The 16,925-nt window shown below is 66.6% G+C and carries 17 protein-coding genes; 8 read left to right on the forward strand and 9 right to left on the reverse strand.

What is annotated here, in order from left to right:
* Window positions 1–59: 59 nt before the first annotated feature.
* From NCG91_RS21715 to NCG91_RS21745, 7 genes are all read right to left on the reverse strand, one after another.
* Window positions 60–845 carry a hypothetical protein gene (locus tag NCG91_RS21715; protein WP_251351158.1) on the reverse strand — a complete coding sequence of 262 codons (786 nt, stop codon included), beginning with the start codon at window positions 843–845 and terminating at the stop codon, window positions 60–62.
* A 76-nt stretch (window positions 846–921) separates the two neighbouring features.
* Window positions 922–1,656 carry an ABC transporter ATP-binding protein gene (locus NCG91_RS21720; protein ID WP_251351159.1) on the reverse strand — a complete coding sequence of 245 codons (735 nt, stop codon included), beginning with the start codon at window positions 1,654–1,656 and terminating at the stop codon, window positions 922–924.
* A gap of 15 nt (window positions 1,657–1,671) precedes the next feature.
* Window positions 1,672–2,502, reverse strand: coding sequence for an ABC transporter permease (locus NCG91_RS21725; RefSeq protein WP_251351160.1), 831 nt, complete (start codon window positions 2,500–2,502; stop codon window positions 1,672–1,674).
* A gap of 6 nt (window positions 2,503–2,508) precedes the next feature.
* A complete protein-coding gene (locus NCG91_RS21730) occupies window positions 2,509–3,498 on the reverse strand; it encodes an aliphatic sulfonate ABC transporter substrate-binding protein (RefSeq protein WP_251351161.1) in 990 nt (329 codons plus the stop codon).
* A 28-nt stretch (window positions 3,499–3,526) separates the two neighbouring features.
* The gene (locus tag NCG91_RS21735; RefSeq protein WP_251351162.1) at window positions 3,527–4,918 is read right to left on the reverse strand and encodes an LLM class flavin-dependent oxidoreductase; all 1,392 of its coding nucleotides are present in this window, start codon (window positions 4,916–4,918) and stop codon (window positions 3,527–3,529) included.
* A gap of 3 nt (window positions 4,919–4,921) precedes the next feature.
* Window positions 4,922–5,749 (reverse strand): MetQ/NlpA family ABC transporter substrate-binding protein, encoded by an 828-nt coding sequence (locus NCG91_RS21740; RefSeq protein WP_251351163.1) that lies wholly within the window; start codon window positions 5,747–5,749, stop codon window positions 4,922–4,924.
* Window positions 5,750–5,857: 108 nt separating this feature from the next.
* Entirely contained in the window at window positions 5,858–7,072 is a 1,215-nt protein-coding gene (locus NCG91_RS21745; RefSeq protein ID WP_251351164.1) for an acyl-CoA dehydrogenase family protein, read from the reverse strand.
* A 253-nt stretch (window positions 7,073–7,325) separates the two neighbouring features.
* Here NCG91_RS21745 and ssuE point away from each other — a divergent pair, with 253 nt between their 5' ends.
* From ssuE to NCG91_RS21770, 5 genes are read left to right on the forward strand one after another with little or no spacing between them, the layout of a single operon-like run.
* Window positions 7,326–7,946 carry an NADPH-dependent FMN reductase gene (gene ssuE / locus NCG91_RS21750; protein ID WP_099664566.1) on the forward strand — a complete coding sequence of 207 codons (621 nt, stop codon included), beginning with the start codon at window positions 7,326–7,328 and terminating at the stop codon, window positions 7,944–7,946.
* 24 nt (window positions 7,947–7,970) lie between these two features.
* Window positions 7,971–8,969, forward strand: a complete 999-nt coding sequence (locus NCG91_RS21755; RefSeq protein ID WP_251351165.1) for a sulfonate ABC transporter substrate-binding protein — start codon at window positions 7,971–7,973, stop codon at window positions 8,967–8,969.
* A 16-nt stretch (window positions 8,970–8,985) separates the two neighbouring features.
* Window positions 8,986–10,146: an FMNH2-dependent alkanesulfonate monooxygenase gene (gene ssuD, locus NCG91_RS21760; protein ID WP_251351166.1), complete on the forward strand. Its 1,161-nt coding sequence runs from the start codon at window positions 8,986–8,988 to the stop codon at window positions 10,144–10,146.
* A 1-nt stretch (window position 10,147) separates the two neighbouring features.
* Entirely contained in the window at window positions 10,148–10,939 is a 792-nt protein-coding gene (ssuC, locus tag NCG91_RS21765; RefSeq protein WP_251351167.1) for an aliphatic sulfonate ABC transporter permease SsuC, read from the forward strand.
* Window positions 10,940–10,964: 25 nt separating this feature from the next.
* Complete coding sequence (locus tag NCG91_RS21770; protein ID WP_251351168.1) at window positions 10,965–11,807, forward strand: ATP-binding cassette domain-containing protein; 843 nt, start codon at window positions 10,965–10,967, stop codon at window positions 11,805–11,807.
* On the opposite strand, the gene NCG91_RS21775 is transcribed toward NCG91_RS21770, so the two are convergent.
* Together NCG91_RS21775 and NCG91_RS21780 are read right to left on the reverse strand one after the other, a co-directional pair.
* Window positions 11,752–12,474 (reverse strand): HAD-IA family hydrolase, encoded by a 723-nt coding sequence (locus NCG91_RS21775; protein WP_251351169.1) that lies wholly within the window; start codon window positions 12,472–12,474, stop codon window positions 11,752–11,754. The two genes, NCG91_RS21770 and NCG91_RS21775, sit on opposite strands and share 56 nt — an antisense overlap.
* Before the next feature lie 55 nt (window positions 12,475–12,529).
* A complete protein-coding gene (locus NCG91_RS21780; RefSeq protein WP_099664560.1) occupies window positions 12,530–12,985 on the reverse strand; it encodes an META domain-containing protein in 456 nt (151 codons plus the stop codon).
* 150 nt (window positions 12,986–13,135) lie between these two features.
* On the opposite strand from NCG91_RS21780, the gene NCG91_RS21785 reads away from it, so the two are divergent.
* From NCG91_RS21785 to NCG91_RS21795, 3 genes are all read left to right on the forward strand, one after another.
* Window positions 13,136–14,086, forward strand: coding sequence for a hypothetical protein (locus tag NCG91_RS21785; protein ID WP_251351170.1), 951 nt, complete (start codon window positions 13,136–13,138; stop codon window positions 14,084–14,086).
* Window positions 14,083–15,558 carry a MocR-like pyridoxine biosynthesis transcription factor PdxR gene (pdxR, locus tag NCG91_RS21790; RefSeq protein ID WP_251351171.1) on the forward strand — a complete coding sequence of 492 codons (1,476 nt, stop codon included), beginning with the start codon at window positions 14,083–14,085 and terminating at the stop codon, window positions 15,556–15,558. Before NCG91_RS21785 ends, pdxR begins: the two co-directional genes overlap by 4 nt.
* Window positions 15,559–15,735: 177 nt before the next feature.
* Window positions 15,736–16,872: a benzoate/H(+) symporter BenE family transporter gene (locus tag NCG91_RS21795; protein WP_251351275.1), complete on the forward strand. Its 1,137-nt coding sequence runs from the start codon at window positions 15,736–15,738 to the stop codon at window positions 16,870–16,872.
* Window positions 16,873–16,925: the final 53 nt, after the last annotated feature.

Raw genomic sequence — 16,925 nt, forward strand, 5'->3', positions numbered from 1 at the left:
TCCTTATCCGTGGTGCCAGGGTGGCATATGCTGACATGGAACGGGGCTGGACGCAAACCCTAAGGGGCGGCGGACGGCGCGCCGGCGGTATCCTGCTGGTAGACCAGTTCGATCAGGGTATCGTCCGCATAGCGGGTGTCGCCGATGGGCGACAGGAAGGAGCGGCCTTCCTTTTCCACCTTCAGGGCGATGCGGCGCTCGCCATCGAGCAGGGTGGCGCTGGCGATGGCCTGGTCGCTGCGGGTGCCCAACTTGAGCTGCTCGGCGGAGCACCAGTCGGTGGTGCGCAGCAGGGTGCCGACCAGGGTGCGTACCCAGAACGGTATCTCTTTCTTGGCGATGGCAATCGTCACCTGGCATTGCAGGCGCAGGTCGCCCAGGCGGCGCATGCCGGCCGGCACGCCGTCGCTGTGAATGGATGGCTGCCAGCGGTAATTGCCCTTTTTCTTGTTGGTGACCAGGTCCGCGTCCTCGCTGTCGGCCTGCGCGCTGCGCGGCAGCGTGAAACTGCCGTCGGCGGCCAGGGGCAGCGCAATCGACGTTTCGTTGCCGGCGATGCGCAAGGCCAGGTCCTGCATGGCGTCCGCCGGCGCGCGGCTGCCCGCGACCAGTTTGAAGCGCACTTCGCGCGCCCCGGGCGCCAGCGCATGGTATTCATCGAAGGCATCGAGGCCGGCCGCCATCACGCGGTACGATTTCAATTCCGGATTGCGGATGCTGTTGATGTGGATGGACTGGCCGGTCTCCGCCGGCACCGCGGCTGGCGCGTCAGCCTGCGTGCCGGCGTGCGCCGCGAGGTGGCCGAGGGCCAGGATGGCGAGGATGGGAAGGGAAGGAAGGTGCACGTCGCCGCCTGTATGTTTTCAACATAGCAAGCTAACATGAATGACAAGACTTGTCACTGGCGCCGCCGCGCAAGCCTCAGATCGCGTGCGCGGCGTGTAGTTCGCCGAGGATGGCCTCTTTTAATTGCGCCTGCGCCGCTGGTGCGCGCAGGCGGGGCCGGGGCGCGGCCACGTCGTATTGGGCGCGTGGCGGTCCGGCGCGCGTGTCGAGCATGACGATGCGGTCGCTCAGGTACAGCGCTTCATCGATATCGTGCGTCACCAGCAGCACGCTCAGGCCATGGCGCGCGGTGACGGCGGCCAGCAAGTCTTGCAGCTTCATGCGCGTAAAAGCATCGACGGCGGAAAATGGTTCGTCCAGCAGCAGGATGCGGGGCTGGCCAAACAGGCCGCGGGCAATCGCCGCGCGTTGCGCCTGGCCGCCCGACAGCTGCTTGGGCAGGCTGTCCGCATGGCCCTGCAAGCCTACTTCCTCCAGCAATTGCGCGACCCTGGGATCGTCTTCGCCTTTGGGACCGAGGCCGAAGGCGATGTTTTGCGCCACTGTCAGCCAGGGAAACAGGCGCGGTTCCTGGAAGATCAGGCCGATGTCAGCATGCACTCCCGCCAGCAGCTTGCCGTCGAGGCGCACGGTGCCGCGAAAGTCCGTATCGAGACCGGCCACGATGGACAGCAGGCTGCTCTTGCCGCAGCCGCTGGCGCCGATCAGGCTGACGATCTCGCCCTGGCGCAGCTGCAATTGCAGGTTATGCAGCACGCGCCGCAGGCCATAGGCTTTGTCATGGATGGCAATGTCGAGCAGGGCAGTCATGCGTGGGGGCTTTCGTCAGGAAGTGGCATAGCTGTCGCGCCAGGCGAGCAAGCGGGTTTCCAGGCGCTGCATCAGGCTGTCGCTGGCCTTGCCCAGCACGGCCAGCAGCACGATGGCCGCGAGCACGATGTCGGCGCGGCTTGTTTCGCGCCCGTCGCTGAGCAGGTAGCCGAGGCCCTGGCTGGCGGCGATCAGTTCTGCCGCCACCATGAACATCCAGGCCAGGCTCAAACCGTTGCGCAAACCCGTGAAAATGGCCGGCAGCGCGGCCGGCAGCAGCACGCGCCGCGCCAGCGCGGGGCGGCTCAAACGGTATAAACGGGCCGCGTCGATCAGCTTGCGGTCCACGTCGCGGATGCCCGACGCCACGCCCATGTACACGGGGAAGAAGGCGCCGATGCCGATCAGGACCAGTTTAGGCGCTTCATCGATGCCTAGCCACAGCAGCAGCAAGGGCACCCAGGCCAGCGAGGGAATGGCGCGCAGGGCCTGGAACGTGGGATCGAGCAGCGCCTCCGCAGTGCGGTTCAAGCCCACCGCCGCACCGAGCACGATGGCCAGCAGTGCGCCGCCCGCAAAGCCGATGGCCACGCGCGCGGTGCTGGCCAGCGCATGGCCGGCCAGGCCCTGGTGCGCCAGTTCGGCGATGGTGGCGCCGATGTCGCTGGGCGCAGGCAGCAGGTTGGCGGGGATGGCGCCCGTGCGCACGCCCAGTTCCGCCGCCAGCAGCGCCAGTACGGGCAGCAGCAGGCCCAGCGCCGCGCGTGGCAAGGGCGGGCGAAAGAGTTTGGGCCGGACGCCCGTGTCGTGGGCCGGTGCCGGCGCGGCGAGCGTGTCTCTGGCCATGAGCGCCTACGCCTTGTTGATGAAGGGGGCGGCGAAGCGCGTGTCGACCAGGTCCGCGATGGCGCGGTTCACGTCGGCGCCGGGTTTGACCAGCGCTTCCTCGGCGAGGATGGGCGCGGCCACCAGCAGGGCTTTCACATGTTCGCTCGACGGCTGCGGATTGCTGAAGTCACTGCGCAGTTTCACCTGCAGCAGCGCCACCGGCAGGCTGACCTTGGCTTCTTCCGACAGGATTTTCGCTGCCTCTGCCGGATTTGCGCGTATCCAGGCGCGCGCCCGCTCGTAGGCCTGTATCACCTTGCCCACTTCGGCGGGGCGGCTGGCCAGGAAGTCCTCGCGCACGTTCAGGAAGCCGTAGGTGTTGAAGGCCACGTTGCGGTAGATCAGGCGCGACCCCGCTTCCAGTTCGCTGGCGGCCATGTGGGGATCGAGCCCGGCCCAGGCATCGACCTTGCCCTGCTCCAGCGCCGCGCGGCCATCGGCATGCTGCAGGCTGACGTGTTCGATGTCGCCGCGCTTGAGGCCCGCCGTCTTCAATGCGCGCAGCAAGAACAGATACGGGTCGGTGCCCTTGGTGGCGGCCACCTTCTTGCCCTTCAAGTCGGCGAGACTGCGGATGGGGCTATCCTTGCGCACCACCAGCGCCGTCCATTCGGGACGCGAAAAAATATACGGCGCGCGGATAGGGTTGCCATTGGCGCGCGCCAGCAGGGCGGCCAGGCCCGCGCTCGAACCGATGTCGATGCTGTTGGCGTTCAGGTATTCGAGTGCGCGGTTGCTGCCCGCGCTGAGCACCCACTTGATGCTGGTGCCGTCCGGCTTGAACGCGTCTTCCAGCCAGCCGAAGCGGCGCAGCACCAGGCTGGTGGGCGAATAATAGGCGTAGTCGAGGCGCAGCTCCTTCAGGGGCGCTTGCGTGGCTGCGCGGGCGAGGCCGGGCAAGGCGGCGATGGTGGCGCCGCTGGCGGCCAGTTGCAAGATGGTTCTGCGTTTCATGGTGTCCTTGAGTGGGAAATCTGATGCGTCAGGCCGCTGCCAGGGCGGCGTCGGCGGGGGCGATGCTGACCTGGCGGCCCGCGTGATCGGCGGGCAGGCGCGGGCCCTGGCCGAAGACCTTGTGGCGCAAGCTGCCTTCCTCGTAATGGGTGCGGTAGCGGCCGCGCCGCTGCAGTTCCGGCACGATGTATTGCACCACGTCGGCCATGCTGTCGTGGGCCACGGCGAAGGCCAGATTGAAACCGTCGATGCCCGTTTCATCGAGCCAGCTTTCCAGCTGGTCTGCCACCTGGCGCGCGTCGCCGACCATGACTGGGCCGCGTCCGCCCAGGCCGATGTATTCGGCCGCTTCGCGCACCGTCCAGCGGCGGTCCGGGTCGGCCTGGCTGAACGAGGCCAGCGCCGAGCGGCCGGCCGGTGAATCGATGTACTCGATGGTGGCGTCAAGCGGGTAGCGGCTGAAATCGACGCCCGTCCAGCCGGACAGCAGCACGAGGGCCGCCTCGATATTCACGTGGCGCAGGTAATCGGCATGCTTGGCGCGCGCTTCTTCTTCCGTGGCGCCCGTGATGACCAGCGCTTGCGCGTAGATCAGCAATGCGTCGCCATCGCGCCCGCTTTGCCGCACGGCGGCGCGCAAGTCATCGGCATAACGCTTGACGACTGTCTTGCTGGGGCCACTGACAAAGGTAGCTTCCGCATGGCGCGCCGCGAAGCGCGTGCCGCGCGGCGAGGTGCCCGCCTGGTACAGCAGCGGCGTGCGCTGCGGCGACGGCTCGCACAAATGGATGCCGGGCACCTGGTAGTGGCGCCCGGCATGGTTGATCGGATGCACGCGGGCCGGATCGGCATAGATGCCGCGCGCCTTGTCGTTGACGACGGCGTCGTCGTCCCAGCTTTTTTCCCACAGTTTGTAGACGACGTCCAGGTATTCGTCGGCCAGGTCGTAGCGTTCGTCGTGGCCCAGCTGCTGGCTCAAGCCCAGGTTGCGCGCCGCGCTATCGAGATAGCCGGTGACGATATTCCAGCCGATGCGCCCTTTCGTCAGGTGATCGAGGGTGGAGATGCGGCGCGCGAACGTGTACGGGTGCTCGTAGGTGAGGGCGCAGGTGACGCCGAAACCCAGGTGCGTGGTGGCCTGCGCCATGATGGGCACGAGCGCCAGCGGGTCGTTCAGCGGCACCTGCACGCCGTGTTCCAGGGCCGCATCGAGGCTGCCCCGGTACACGTCATACACGCCCAGCACGTCGGCGAGGAAAACTGCGTCGAACAGGCCCGCTTCCAGCAGTTGCGCCAGTTCGGTCCAGTGTTCGGGATCGGTATAGCGGTGGCTGCGGTCGCGCGCATGCGTCCACAGCCCTGGCGACTGGTGGCCGACGGTATTCATCTGGAACGCGTTGAAGCGTATCGACTTGGCCATGGCTTATTTGGCCGCCGTCTGCAAGGCTTGCTGGTAATCGGGTTTCGAGTAGCCGGCAAAGTGCTTGTTCGTGATGTCGAGGAATTCGCGCGAACGGTAGGCGGCCGCCAGGTCTTTCGCGAACTGCTTGTCCTTGTCCGCTGTGCGGATGGCCACCAGGTTGATGTAGTTGGGCGAGATTTTCTCGGCCACCAGCGCATCCGTCAGCTTCAGCCCTGACGCCAGCGCGTAATTGCCGTTGATGAAGGAGTAGTCGGTGTCGCCCAGCGAGCGTGGCAGTTGCGCCGCTTCCAGCGGCAGCAGCTTGATTTTCTTCGTGTTGACGGCGATATCCTTTTCCGATGCGCGCACGGGGTCGAAGCTGGCGCGCAGCTTGATCCACCCCAGCTGGTCGAGCAGCACCAGCGCGCGCGCCTGGTTGGTCGGATCGTTCGGCAAGCCCACCGTCGTGCCCTCCTTCACGTCGTCCAGGGTCTTGTGCTTCTTGCTGTAGATGGCGATCGGCGCCGTGGGGATCGTGATCAGGTCCGTCAGGGCCAGCTTGTGCTCCAGCGCGAATTTCTTCAGGTAGACGATGTGCTGGAAGACGTTGGCGTCCAGCGAACCCTCGGCCAGCGCGAAGTTCGGCTGGATGTAGTCGTTGAATTCCACCAGCTTGACCTTGTAGCCCTGCTTTTCCAGGATAGGCTTGATGCCCAGCTTGATCTGGTCCGCGTACGGCCCGGCGCTGGTGCCGATGGTGATGTCCTTCGGGTCCTTGGCGTGGACGAAGCTGCTGGCCAGTGCCAGGGTCAGGGCGGTGAGGAGGATGCTGCGGCGGGCGATGGTCATGTTAACTCCTGCTTAGTGAAGAACTGGGGTCAGACCCGCCGGGTCTGACCCCGGAAGTCCGCTAAATTGCCTGCGGCGTAAATGTATCGATTCGCCCAGGCCGTGGTTTTACGAGTAAGCCGTCGGTTCGGGCACGGTGCCGGTCAAGGCAAAGCGTCCCAGGTCGCGCAGCTTGTAGTCGATGGGGTCGTGCAGGGTATGCACGCGCACGTTGCGCCAGTAGCGGTCGAAGCCGTATTGGGCCGAGGTGGAGCGGGCGCCCGTCAGTTCGAACATCTGGCTGCTGATCTCCAGTCCCGCCTTGTGCGCCAGGCACTTGGCTTCGGCCACGGCGACGGCCAGCAAGCCCCGTTCGCGCGCCGTTACCAGCGCGCCCTTGCGGAATACTTTTTCCAGTTCCTGCGCCGCCGCGTCGGCCAGCACTTGCGCGGGGCGCAGCAAGAGCCACAGCTGGCCATAGCGGTGCTGTACCAGAGGATCTTCCGTTGCCTTGGCCACGCCCGAGGTAAACCAGGCTTTCGCCTGTTCGTCCGTGTAGCGGCGCGCCGCCTCGAATGCGCCTTCGGCGATGCCAAGGTACAGGTTGGCCATGATCAGCTGCGCGATCTGCGAGCGCACGGTGGCTTGCGGCGTGGCGGCCTGCGCGGGCGCCTGCAGCACCAGTTCGCGCGGCAGGGCCACCGCCTGGAAATGCACATTGCCGCTGTCCGTCTGGCGTTGGCCGAAGGCGTCCCAATCCGCCTGCACGGTCACGCCATCCTGGCGCGTGGGCAGGGCGGCGATCAGCGCCGTCTGTGTGGGCGCGTGCCAGGCCGAGACGGTCAGCCAGTCGGAACCGACCGAACCGGAAGAAAAGCTCTTGATGCCGTCGAGGGTGAAACCGTCGTCGCTGTCGGCCGCGGTGACCCGTTTGTCGAGGGGATTCAAGGCATTGCCCCAGAACAGGCGCTCGTCGACGGTCAAGGTGAGCAGGCGGCGCTGTTGCTGCGCGCTGCCATACAGCTGCAGGCCGGCCAGCTGCAGATGGTGGAAGCCGAAGACATGCGCCAGCGCGCTGTCGGCCCGCGCCAGGATGCGGATCACCTGGTACACGAGGGGCCAGGACGCGCCTTGGCCGCCGAATTCCACGGGAATCGACAAAGTCAGCAGGCCCGAATCGCGCAGCCATTCGCGTTCCTGCGCCGCGTGCCCGCCGGCCTGGTCGCGGGCATTGGCCGTTTCGGCCAGGCGCGCGGCCAGCTTTGTTGCGATGCGGATGGCGTCCTGCAGGGGTTCCGGCACAGGCGGCTGGGGACGGGCGGCATGGAGAAAAACGCTAGACATGAGTGACATTCCAGAAAGACGATGACGCCGATATTGCACCGCCAGGCGTGCGCCGTACACGAAGAAAACCGCGCATGGATATGCGAAAAAAGCCGCGCGGAAGCCGGCGCCTCCGCTTGCGGGGCGTCAGGCCCGGATAGTCGAAAAACGCATATCGAAGCGCGAAAGCATTCGTTTTGCCGGACTGCTGATGGCGATAGGCTGCAAGCATCCGAGCAACTCCAATCCGACAACCTACAGGGACGGGCATCACATGAGCATCTTGTTATTGGGCGGTAGCCCGCAACTCCCATCGAGTTCCAGCCGTCTGCTGCTGCATATCGGCGAACAGCTGGCGCTGCAGGGCCACAGCTACGCCAAGCTGCATGTGCGCGATTTGCCGGCGCGCGCCTTGCTGCTGGCCGACTACGACGATGCGGCGATTGCCCGCGCCGTGCGCGCCGTGGCCGACGCCGACGCCATCGTGATCGCCACACCCATCTACAAGGCCTCGTATACAGGGTTGCTGAAAGCCTTCCTCGACCTGCTGCCGCAAGATGGCCTGGCCGGCAAGCTGGTGCTGCCGCTGGCCACGGGCGGCGGCCATGCCCACACCCTGGCGCTCGACTACGCGTTACGCCCCGTGCTGCATGCGCTGGGCGCCAAGCAAGTCTTCACCAGCATCTACGCGAATGCGCAGCAACTGGCGTGGCACGAGGAACGGGGCCTGAGCCTGGATGCGCCGATTGCCGAACGCGTGCAGGCGGGCATCGAGGAACTCTCCACCGGCCTGTTCGTGCTGCAGGGGCAGCGCCCGCCCGCGCCCGCCGATATTTCTGTCCCCGTGCGTTCGCTGCAAGACCAGCCTTACGCGCCGCAGTATCAAGCCGCCTGATTATTCACCGACCAAGGAACTGCCATGACACACCGCCACGCACAACGACTTTCGCGCCGTACCACCCTGGGTTTGCTGTTTTCTGCCGTCGCCGGCGTGATGGCGGCCGGCATGCCGGTCGCGGCGCAGGCGCAAGCTAAGGGCGAGGTGCGCATCGGCTACCAGAAATACGGCACATTGACCTTGCTCAAGGGGCGCGGCACCCTGGAAAAACGCCTGGCCGAGCAGGGCGTGGGCGTGAAGTGGACGGAGTTCCCGGCCGGTCCCGTGCTGCTGGAAGGCCTGAACGTGGGCAGCATCGACTTCGGCACGGTGGGCGAGGCGCCGCCGATCTTTGCCCAGGCGGCCGGCGCCAACCTGGTGTACGTCGGTAATGAGCCGGCGTCGCCCGCCAGCGAAGCCATCGTCGTGCCCAAGGGTTCCGGCCTGCGCACGCTGGCCGACTTGAAGGGCAAGAAAGTCGCCCTGAACAAGGGCTCGAACGTGCATTACCTGTTACTCAAAGCGCTGGAAAAGGCCGGCGTTGCCTACGCCGACATCCATCCCGTGTTCCTGCCGCCGGCCGATGCGCGCGCCGCCTTCGAGCGGGGCAGCGTGGACGCCTGGGCCATCTGGGACCCGTTCCTGGCGGCCGCCGAAAAGCAGCTGGGTGCCCGCGTGCTGGCCGATGGCAAGGGTCTGGTGGCGAACTACCAGTTCTATCTCGCCTCGCGCACGTATGCCGAGAAAAACCCGGAAATCCTGCGCATCGTGCTCGATGAAGTGGCCAAGGTCGATGACTGGGGCCGCAACAACCCGGAAGAAGTGGCGACGATCCTGTCGGCGCAGACGGGGCTGGGCAAGGATGTCGTGGCGCTGGCCGCCTCGCGCTATGCGTATGGCGTCAAACCGGTGTCGGTCGACGTCATCGCGTCGCAGCAAAGGGTGGCCGATGCGTTTTCCAGCCTGAAACTGATCCCGAAACCGATCGTCGTCAAGGACGCGCTGCTGCCGGCGCGCCAGCTGGCCACCAGCAACAAATAATCAAGGAATACACACCATGTCACTGAATGTCTTCTGGTTCATCCCTACCCACGGCGATAGCCGCTACCTGGGCACGTCACAGGGCGCGCGCCCCGTCGATGCCGATTATCTGCGCCAGGTGGCCGTGGCCGCCGACACGCTCGGCTACGACGGCGTGCTGCTGCCCACGGGCCGCTCCTGCGAAGATGCGTGGGTGGTGGCTTCGTCCTTGATCAGCGTGACGCAAAAGCTCAAATTCCTCGTGGCCATCCGTCCCGGCCTGTCCACATCCGGCCTGGCCGTGCGCATGGCGTCCACCTTCGACCGCCTGTCGAACGGGCGCCTGCTGATCAACGTCGTCACGGGTGGCGACCAGGGCGAGCTGGAAGCGGACGGTCTGTTTGCCGACCACGCCAAGCGCTATGAAATCTCTGACGAATTCATCAAGGTGTGGCGCGCTACCCTGGCGGGCGAGGGCGGCGCGGCCGGCTACGATTTCGAGGGCAAGCATATCCAGGTGAAGGGCGCGAAAACCTTGTATCCGCCCGTGCAGAAACCGTATCCGCCGCTGTACTTCGGCGGCTCGTCGGAGCCCGCGCATGAACTGGCGGCCGAGCAGATGGACGTGTACCTGACGTGGGGCGAGCCGCCCGCCGCGGTTGCCGAGAAAATCGCGGACATCCGCGCGCGCGCCGCGAAAAAAGGCCGCACGGTGCGCTTCGGCATCCGCCTGCACGTGATCGTGCGCGAAACCAACGAGGCGGCCTGGCGCGCGGCCGATGAACTGATCAGCCACCTGGACGACGACATCATCGCCAAGGCGCAGGCGGCGTTCGGCAAGATGGATTCCGTGGGCCAGCAACGGATGGCGGCCCTGCATGGCGGGCGGCGCGACAAGCTCGAAGTGTCGCCGAATCTGTGGGCCGGCGTGGGCCTGGTGCGCGGCGGCGCGGGCACGGCCTTGGTGGGCGATGGCCCGACGGTGGTGGCGCGCATGCAGGAATACGCGGACCTGGGCATCGACACCTTCATTTTCTCCGGCTACCCGCACCTGGAAGAGTCGTACCGCTTCGCCGAACTGGTATTCCCGTTGCTGGGCAAGGGCAAGGCTGTGGGTGAGCAGTCACTGACGGGACCGTTCGGCGAAGTCATGGCCAGCAATATCGTGCCGGCCGCGCCGCAGAAAAAGGCGGCCTGAGATGGCGACGGCCACCGTCAAAGGTCTGCCCGGCACGCCGTGGCGCAATGCGCTGGCGCCGTGGGCCTTGCCCGTGGCGCTGCTGCTGGCCTGGCAACTGGCGGCGCAGTGGGGCTGGCTGTCGAGCCGCATCTTGCCCGAGCCGTGGGCCGTGGCGAAAGCCTTCTGGCACCTGGCCGTGTCGGGCGAATTGTGGCTGCACCTGAAAACGAGCTTGTGGCGCGCCACGGTCGGTTTTACCGTCGGCGCGGGACTGGGCTTGCTGCTGGGACTCTTGACGGGCAGCTTCCGCCACGCGGAAACCCTGCTCGACACGACCCTGCAAATGGTGCGCAACATCCCGGCCCTGGCCCTGATCCCGCTGGTGATCCTGTGGTTCGGCATCGACGAGACGGCGAAACTGTTCCTGCTGGCCGTCGGCGTCTTCTTTCCCGTCTACCTGAACACCTTCCACGGCCTCCGCTCGGCGGACCAGGGGCTGATCGAAATGGCGAAAAGCTATGGTCTGTCGGGCTGGCCCCTGTACCGCGACGTGATCCTGCCGGCCGCCATGCCGTCGATCCTGGTCGGCGTGCGTTTTTCGCTCGGTCTCGTGTGGGTGCTGCTGATCGTCGCCGAAACCATCTCGGCGCAGGCCGGCATCGGCTACATGACCATGAATGCCCGCGAATTCCTGCAAACGGACGTGGTGCTGGTGGGGATTTTGCTGTACGCCTTGCTGGGCAAGCTGGCCGATTTGTTCTCGCGCCGGCTGGAACGCCACTGCCTGCGCTGGAATCCCGCCTACCGATAGTGACGAAATGAGGAAAGAAAATACCATGCTGCTCGCCCCCATCCAGATCGAAACGGATTTCCTGTCGCACTTCGTGCAGTACGATCCGGCCAGCGCGCCGCCGCAGGCCAAGGCCGCCCCGCAGGCCCCTCTGGCGCGCCGCGGCGTGCCGCTGGCCTTGACGCAATTGAGCAAAGCCTATGGCGAACGTCCGGTCCTGAAAAACGTCGACCTGCAGCTGGAAGCGGGCGAATTTGTCGCCATCGTGGGACGCAGCGGCTGCGGCAAGAGCACCTTGCTGCGCTCGATCGCGGGCCTGGAAAGCGTCGACGAGGGCAGCATCGCCATCGGCAGCGGCGTGGGCGCGCCCGATATCCGCATCATGTTCCAGGAATCGCGGCTGCTGCCGTGGAAGACGGTGCTCGACAACGTGGCCCTGGGCTTGCCCCGTTCCGTCGGCGCGGCGGCCGCCTCGTTGTGGACGGTGGGCCTGGCCGAGCGGGCGGACGATTGGCCGTCAGCGCTGTCGGGCGGGCAGAAACAGCGCGTGGCGCTGGCCCGCGCCCTCGTGCACGAGCCGCAACTGCTGCTGCTCGACGAGCCGCTTGGCGCGCTCGACGCCCTCACGCGCATCGAGATGCAGCAGCTGATCGAGTCGCTGTGGCTGGCGCGCGGCTTTACGGCCGTGCTGGTGACGCACGACGTGGCCGAGGCCGTGGCCCTGGCCGACCGGGTGCTGCTGATCGAGGATGGGCAGGTCACCATGGACGTGCCGGTGGACTTGCCGCGCCCGCGCCAGCGCGGCCATGCGGCGTTCGCCGCGCTGGAGCAGGCTATCTTGTCGCGCGTGCTGCAACCGCAGGGTCAGATAACTGCGCCAGCACGATGAATCCGTCAGCATCGACCGTCGCGACGATGGCTTCATAATTGTCGATGGCCGGGTGGCGGGTGGCCAGCGGGTGCGCATGCGTGGCGGTGACGACGATGACCTTTGCGCCAGCCGCTTCGCCCGCCTCGATGCCGACGGAGGCATCCTCGAACACCAGGCAATCGGAGGGCGCCACGCCCAGTTTTTCCGCCGCCAGCAAATAGCAATCGGGCCGGGGTTTGCCCGCCTTGACGTCTTCCGCCGTCACCATGATGGCCGGTATCGGCATGCCGGCCGCCTTCAGGCGGGCCGTGGCCAGCGCGCGCGGCGCCGACGTGACGATGGCCCATTGCGCGGGCGGCAGCGATTGCAAAAAGCGCAGCGCGCCCGCGATTTCAATAATTCCTTCCACATCGATGATTTCGGCATCCGTGATGCCCTGCGATTCGCGCTGCGCGTCGACGCCGGGCAAGCGCAGTTTGGCGATGGTGTCGACCGAGCGCGCGCCGTGGATGGTGGGCAGGAAGGCTGCCACGTCGAGGCCCTGACGCTGCGCCCAGGTGCCCCAGATGCGTTCGGCGGCGGCGATGGAATTGATGACGGTGCCGTCCATGTCGAACAGAAAAGCCCGGTAGCGGCCGGCGGCCGATGGTGTCGGGGATGAAGACGGCGAGGGCAGTGCGGACATGGCTTCCTTCCGGATGATGGGCTGGAAGCCATTGTAACGGCAGTCGATTTTTATTTCACAGGTAGACCGATTCAAACCTGGCCACGGGTGCGCCATCCTTGAGCAGGATCAGGTACTCGCCTTCGAAACGGTAACCCGTCACGCTGTTCAAGTTGGCCAGCACGGCGCTTTCCAGCTGCATCAGGGGCGGCGGGCAGGCCATGCGCGTGCCGGCCAGCTGCGTGAAGCGCAGGGCCGTGCCGGCCAGCGTGTAGCCGCCCATAACCTGGTTGCAGCCCGTGAAACCATGGACCTTGCCATCGTCGGTGAGGGTGATGCGCACTTCGCGCTCCTGCTGCGGCGCCATCGTCACCGGGGCGCCATCGAGTTCCGTCAGCTTCCAGTAGGTATTCGTCAGGCTGTAGCTGGGCGTCAGGCCGGTGTCCGGCTTGGCGCTGTCGGGCGTGGCGGCGCAGCCGCCGGTCATGGCGATGGCTGCGGCGAGGGACAGGTATGTGAGGCGATGCAGCATGGGGCGCTCCAGTATCAAGGTGTATAGCCGCAAGATTAGCAGTTTTCCCGTATCTGCTGGCGTACCGCAGCGGCGAATGTTTTCATTTTGCCAGTACTGGCATTACACTCATGCTTTCTGCTGTTTCAACCTTGATCGGGAGCCGGGCCGATGCTGCAAGCGCAAGCGCTGGATAATCGACTGGTCGCCACCAGTGCCGACGACGTGCTGGTCGACCGCATCGTGCCGGGCGCGCCGCTGGTGATCGCCTTTGGCTTTGTTTCGTGGACGACGCGTCCCGCCTTCGATTTTTACGGGCGCCTGCGCAAGCTGGAGCAGGCCAGCGGACAGCACCTGAACAAGATCCTCGTGCGCGATTCGGGCAACGCCTGGTACCACCGCCGCATCGCGGGCCTGGGTAATCATGTGGATGAAACGGCGCAAGCCCTGCGCGAGCTGGTGCGCCGCATCGCACCGAGTCAAGTCTCCACCCTTGGCCAGTCCATGGGCGCGTACGCGGCCGTCATGTATGGCTTGCTGCTCGAGGCGCAGCAGATCGTCGCCTTCGGATCCTTGTCTTTTCTGGACGTGCAGCAGGCGCGCCTGTACCACGAGCTGCGCTGGCTGCCCGTGATGGAGTCGCTGGCGCAAGACCCGCCACCGTCTGGCTACTATGACCTGGCCGCCCTGTGCCGCGCCAGGGCGACGGCCGATACGCAGCTGCACCTGGTGTTCGGCACGCGGCCTGACGTGGCCCGGCCCGACGTCGCCAATGCGGGCGCCATTGCCAGCGAATCGGTGAACCTCGACGCCATGCACGCGCAGCGCCTGGCCGCATTCGGCCGCTGCACCCTGCACCCGTATCCCCAGTCGGGCCATGCGGTGGTGCAGCACCTGATCGACACGAAGCGCATCAACGGTTTGCTGGCCAGCTGCATACTCGGTCTCACGCTGGAAGAAGAACCCATGCCGGAGATCGGCGCTGCCTGGCATGACTGGGTGGCGGAAAACCTGCGTTTGGGCTGCGCCGGCGAGCAGCTGGTGGCGGTGCTGCAGCAGCATGGGTTTTCGCTGGCCAGCAGCATGGCCGCCGTGGATGCGGCCCGCGCCAAGGCCCTATGACGCCGCAGTTCGAACTCGACACCCTGAAAATCCGCATCGCCGCGCCTGAACTGGCGGCGCTCGACTTGCGCGTGCGGGTGCAGCGCGCGCTGCGCCAGCTGATACTCGACGGCGTGCTGGCGCCCGGCCTGCGCCTGCCGGCCACGCGCGCGCTGGCGCAGTCGCTGGGCGTGTCGCGCGAGACGGTGGAAATGGCGTATGCGCAGCTGCGCCTCGATGGTTATGTGCGGCGGCAGGCGGGATCGGGCAGTTTTGTCTCGCCGACGATAGGCGCGAGCTTGCTGGGCAAGCCTGCGACTGCGTTGCCGCCCTTGTCCGCGCTGCCGGTGGCCCTCAGCGCGCGTGGCGCGCAGATTTTCGCCAGCGGCGGCGTGGCCGACCAGCAGAGCGTGAAGGCCTTCGCCACGGGCTTGCCGGAAACGCGGGCCTTTCCGCTCGACGTGTGGGAGCGCTTGCGGCGCCAGGCCGCCGGCGAACACAGTGCCGGCGTGCTGCTGCACGGCGACCCGCAAGGGGCCGGGCCTTTGCGCCAGGCCATCGCCGACTATGTGAACCTGGAGCGGGGCGCGCGGGCCACGGCGGACCAGGTGCTGGTGCTGAGCAGCACGCGCCAGGCCCTGTACCTGTGCGCGCAAGTGCTGGCCGACGCGCACGGTCCCATCCTGATGGAAGACCCCGGCTATTTCGGCGCGCGCAAGGCGTTTGAGATGGCGCAATTGCGGGTCGTGCCCGTGCCTGTCGATGCGCATGGCTTGTCCATCGAGCACCTGCGGGCGGACCGCAGCGGAGCCAACACGATTTACGTCACGCCCTCGCATCAATATCCGACGGGCGCCACCCTGGCGCTCGAGCGCCGCCTGGCCCTGACTGCCTGGGCCGCCGAGCGCCAGGGCTGGATCGTCGAGGACGATTACGACAGCCAGTTTCATTACGCGGGCTTGCCGACGGCTTGCGTGCAGGGGCTGGACACGCAGCAGCGCACGATCTACCTGGGCACCTTTGCCAAATCGCTGTATCCGGGGCTGCGCCTCGGCTACATGGTGCTGCCGCCCACGCTGGTCAAGCCGATGACGTATGCGCGCAGCATCCTCGACGGGCATACGCCGCAGCTGGACCAGCTGACACTGGCCCGTTTCATCGCCGATGGCCATTTCGCGGCCCATGTGCGCGCCATGCGCAAGGTCTACGCCGTGCGCCGCGATGCGATGGCGCAGGCCGTGCAGCGGCATTTGCCGCACGTGGTCGCGGCGCAGCTGCCGCCGGGCGGCTTGCAGATGCCGTGTCTGCTGCACGGGGGCAGGGACGAGCTGGAAACGATACGCCTGGCGGCACAGGCGGGCATCGTGCTGCCGGGCCTGAGCCGGCTGTACGCGAGGCCGCCGGAGCGGGGCGGCTGGCTGCTGGGCTTTGCCGCGCTCACGCCGCACGAGATCGACAGCGGCATCGTCCGCCTGGCCCGCGCGCTGGGGTGAGCGCTCAAGTGGTCTGTTGTGCATGCGTAAAGTGGCCTGCCTGAGCAGTCCATACGGCCGTTAAGATGCCCCTTTTGAACCTCAGGCAAGGGCACACGCATGCAGACCAGTTCCACATCATCGGCGTCGATCGACAACACGACACGGGCGCGCTGGCGCGACCTGGCGTCCCCCACCATGGCGGCCTTCATCTCCGTCCTCGTCAACTATGGCGGCACCTTCGTGCTGGTATTCCAGGCGGCCCAGCTGGCCCAGCTGAGCGCAGCGCAGACGGCGTCCTGGGTCTGGTCGCTGAGCATCGGCGTGGGCGTGACGGGCATCTGGCTCAGCTACCGCTACCGCGCACCCATCATCACGGCCTGGTCCACGCCCGGCGTGGCCTTCCTGGCCACCGTCATGCCGCATACGCCATATGCCGAGGTGATCGGCGCCTATATCGTGTCTGCCATCGCCTTCATCTTGCTGGGCATGTCCGGCGCCTTCGAGCGCCTGGTGCGCCTGATACCGGGCGGCATCGCCGCCGGCTTGCTGGCCGGAATCCTGCTGCAATTCGGCGTGAACGCGTTCGGCGGCGCCAGCGCCGATCCGCTGCTGGTGGCGGTATTGCTGCTGTCGTACGCCGTGCTGCGCCGTTTCACGGCGCGCTTTGCCGTGGTGGGCATCATGCTGACCGGCCTGGCCCTGCTGCTGGCGCAGGGGCGCATCGATACGCAAGGCATAGCACTGGCCCTGGCCGCGCCCGTGTTCGAGATGCCGCGCTTTTCCGTGGCGTCGCTGCTGGGCGTGGCGCTGCCCCTGTTCCTGATCACCCTGACGGGGCAATACATGCCCGGCATGCTGGTGTTGCGCAATGACGGTTACCAGGTCAGCGCCAATCCCATTTTGACGGTGACGGGCCTCGGATCGCTGCTCATGGCGCCATTCGGCGCGCACGCCTTCAACGTGGCCGCCATCACGGCCGCCATCTGCACGGGCAAGGATGCGCATGCGGACCCGTCGAAGCGTTATGTCGCGGGCCTGGCGTGCGGCGTGCTGTACATTCTGGTGGGCATCTTCGGCGTCACCCTGGCCAGCCTGTTCATGGTCTTGCCGCGCCCCTTCATCACGGCGCTGGCGGGCCTGGCCTTGCTGGGCGCCATCGGCAACAGCCTGGCGCAGGCGATGGCGGACGTGCGCATGCGCGAAACGGCGCTGATCACCTTCCTGGCCACGGCCGCGAACGTGACCCTGCTGGGCGTGGGCGGTGCCCTGTGGGGACTGGCGGCCGGGCTGGCGGCGCATGGGCTGATGCATGGCTGGCGCAAGGCGGCATGACGGCGGCATTGCCGGACAGCTTGCCCATGTTGCCGGCCGCCGCATACAATTGC

The organism is Janthinobacterium kumbetense, from assembly GCF_023703445.1.
In the GTDB taxonomy this organism is placed as follows: Bacteria; Pseudomonadota; Gammaproteobacteria; order Burkholderiales; family Burkholderiaceae_D; genus Janthinobacterium; species Janthinobacterium kumbetense.

Excerpts from the sequence above, each read along its gene's own strand:
- pdxR (WP_251351171.1), top strand. The coding sequence starts at position 14,083 with ATGACGCCGCAGTTCGAACTCGACACCCTGAAAATCCGCATCGCCGCG.
- ssuD (WP_251351166.1), top strand. The coding sequence starts at position 8,986 with ATGTCACTGAATGTCTTCTGGTTCATCCCTACCCACGGCGATAGCCGC.
- NCG91_RS21740 (WP_251351163.1), bottom strand. The coding sequence starts at position 5,749 with ATGACCATCGCCCGCCGCAGCATCCTCCTCACCGCCCTGACCCTGGCA.
- NCG91_RS21735 (WP_251351162.1), bottom strand. The coding sequence starts at position 4,918 with ATGGCCAAGTCGATACGCTTCAACGCGTTCCAGATGAATACCGTCGGC.
- NCG91_RS21755 (WP_251351165.1), top strand. The coding sequence starts at position 7,971 with ATGACACACCGCCACGCACAACGACTTTCGCGCCGTACCACCCTGGGT.
- ssuC (WP_251351167.1), top strand. The coding sequence starts at position 10,148 with ATGGCGACGGCCACCGTCAAAGGTCTGCCCGGCACGCCGTGGCGCAAT.
- NCG91_RS21720 (WP_251351159.1), bottom strand. The coding sequence starts at position 1,656 with ATGACTGCCCTGCTCGACATTGCCATCCATGACAAAGCCTATGGCCTG.
- NCG91_RS21795 (WP_251351275.1), top strand. The coding sequence starts at position 15,736 with ATGGCGGCCTTCATCTCCGTCCTCGTCAACTATGGCGGCACCTTCGTG.
- ssuE (WP_099664566.1), top strand. The coding sequence starts at position 7,326 with ATGAGCATCTTGTTATTGGGCGGTAGCCCGCAACTCCCATCGAGTTCC.
- NCG91_RS21725 (WP_251351160.1), bottom strand. The coding sequence starts at position 2,502 with ATGGCCAGAGACACGCTCGCCGCGCCGGCACCGGCCCACGACACGGGC.
- NCG91_RS21730 (WP_251351161.1), bottom strand. The coding sequence starts at position 3,498 with ATGAAACGCAGAACCATCTTGCAACTGGCCGCCAGCGGCGCCACCATC.
- NCG91_RS21780 (WP_099664560.1), bottom strand. The coding sequence starts at position 12,985 with ATGCTGCATCGCCTCACATACCTGTCCCTCGCCGCAGCCATCGCCATG.
- NCG91_RS21770 (WP_251351168.1), top strand. The coding sequence starts at position 10,965 with ATGCTGCTCGCCCCCATCCAGATCGAAACGGATTTCCTGTCGCACTTC.
- NCG91_RS21785 (WP_251351170.1), top strand. The coding sequence starts at position 13,136 with ATGCTGCAAGCGCAAGCGCTGGATAATCGACTGGTCGCCACCAGTGCC.
- NCG91_RS21745 (WP_251351164.1), bottom strand. The coding sequence starts at position 7,072 with ATGTCTAGCGTTTTTCTCCATGCCGCCCGTCCCCAGCCGCCTGTGCCG.
- NCG91_RS21775 (WP_251351169.1), bottom strand. The coding sequence starts at position 12,474 with ATGTCCGCACTGCCCTCGCCGTCTTCATCCCCGACACCATCGGCCGCC.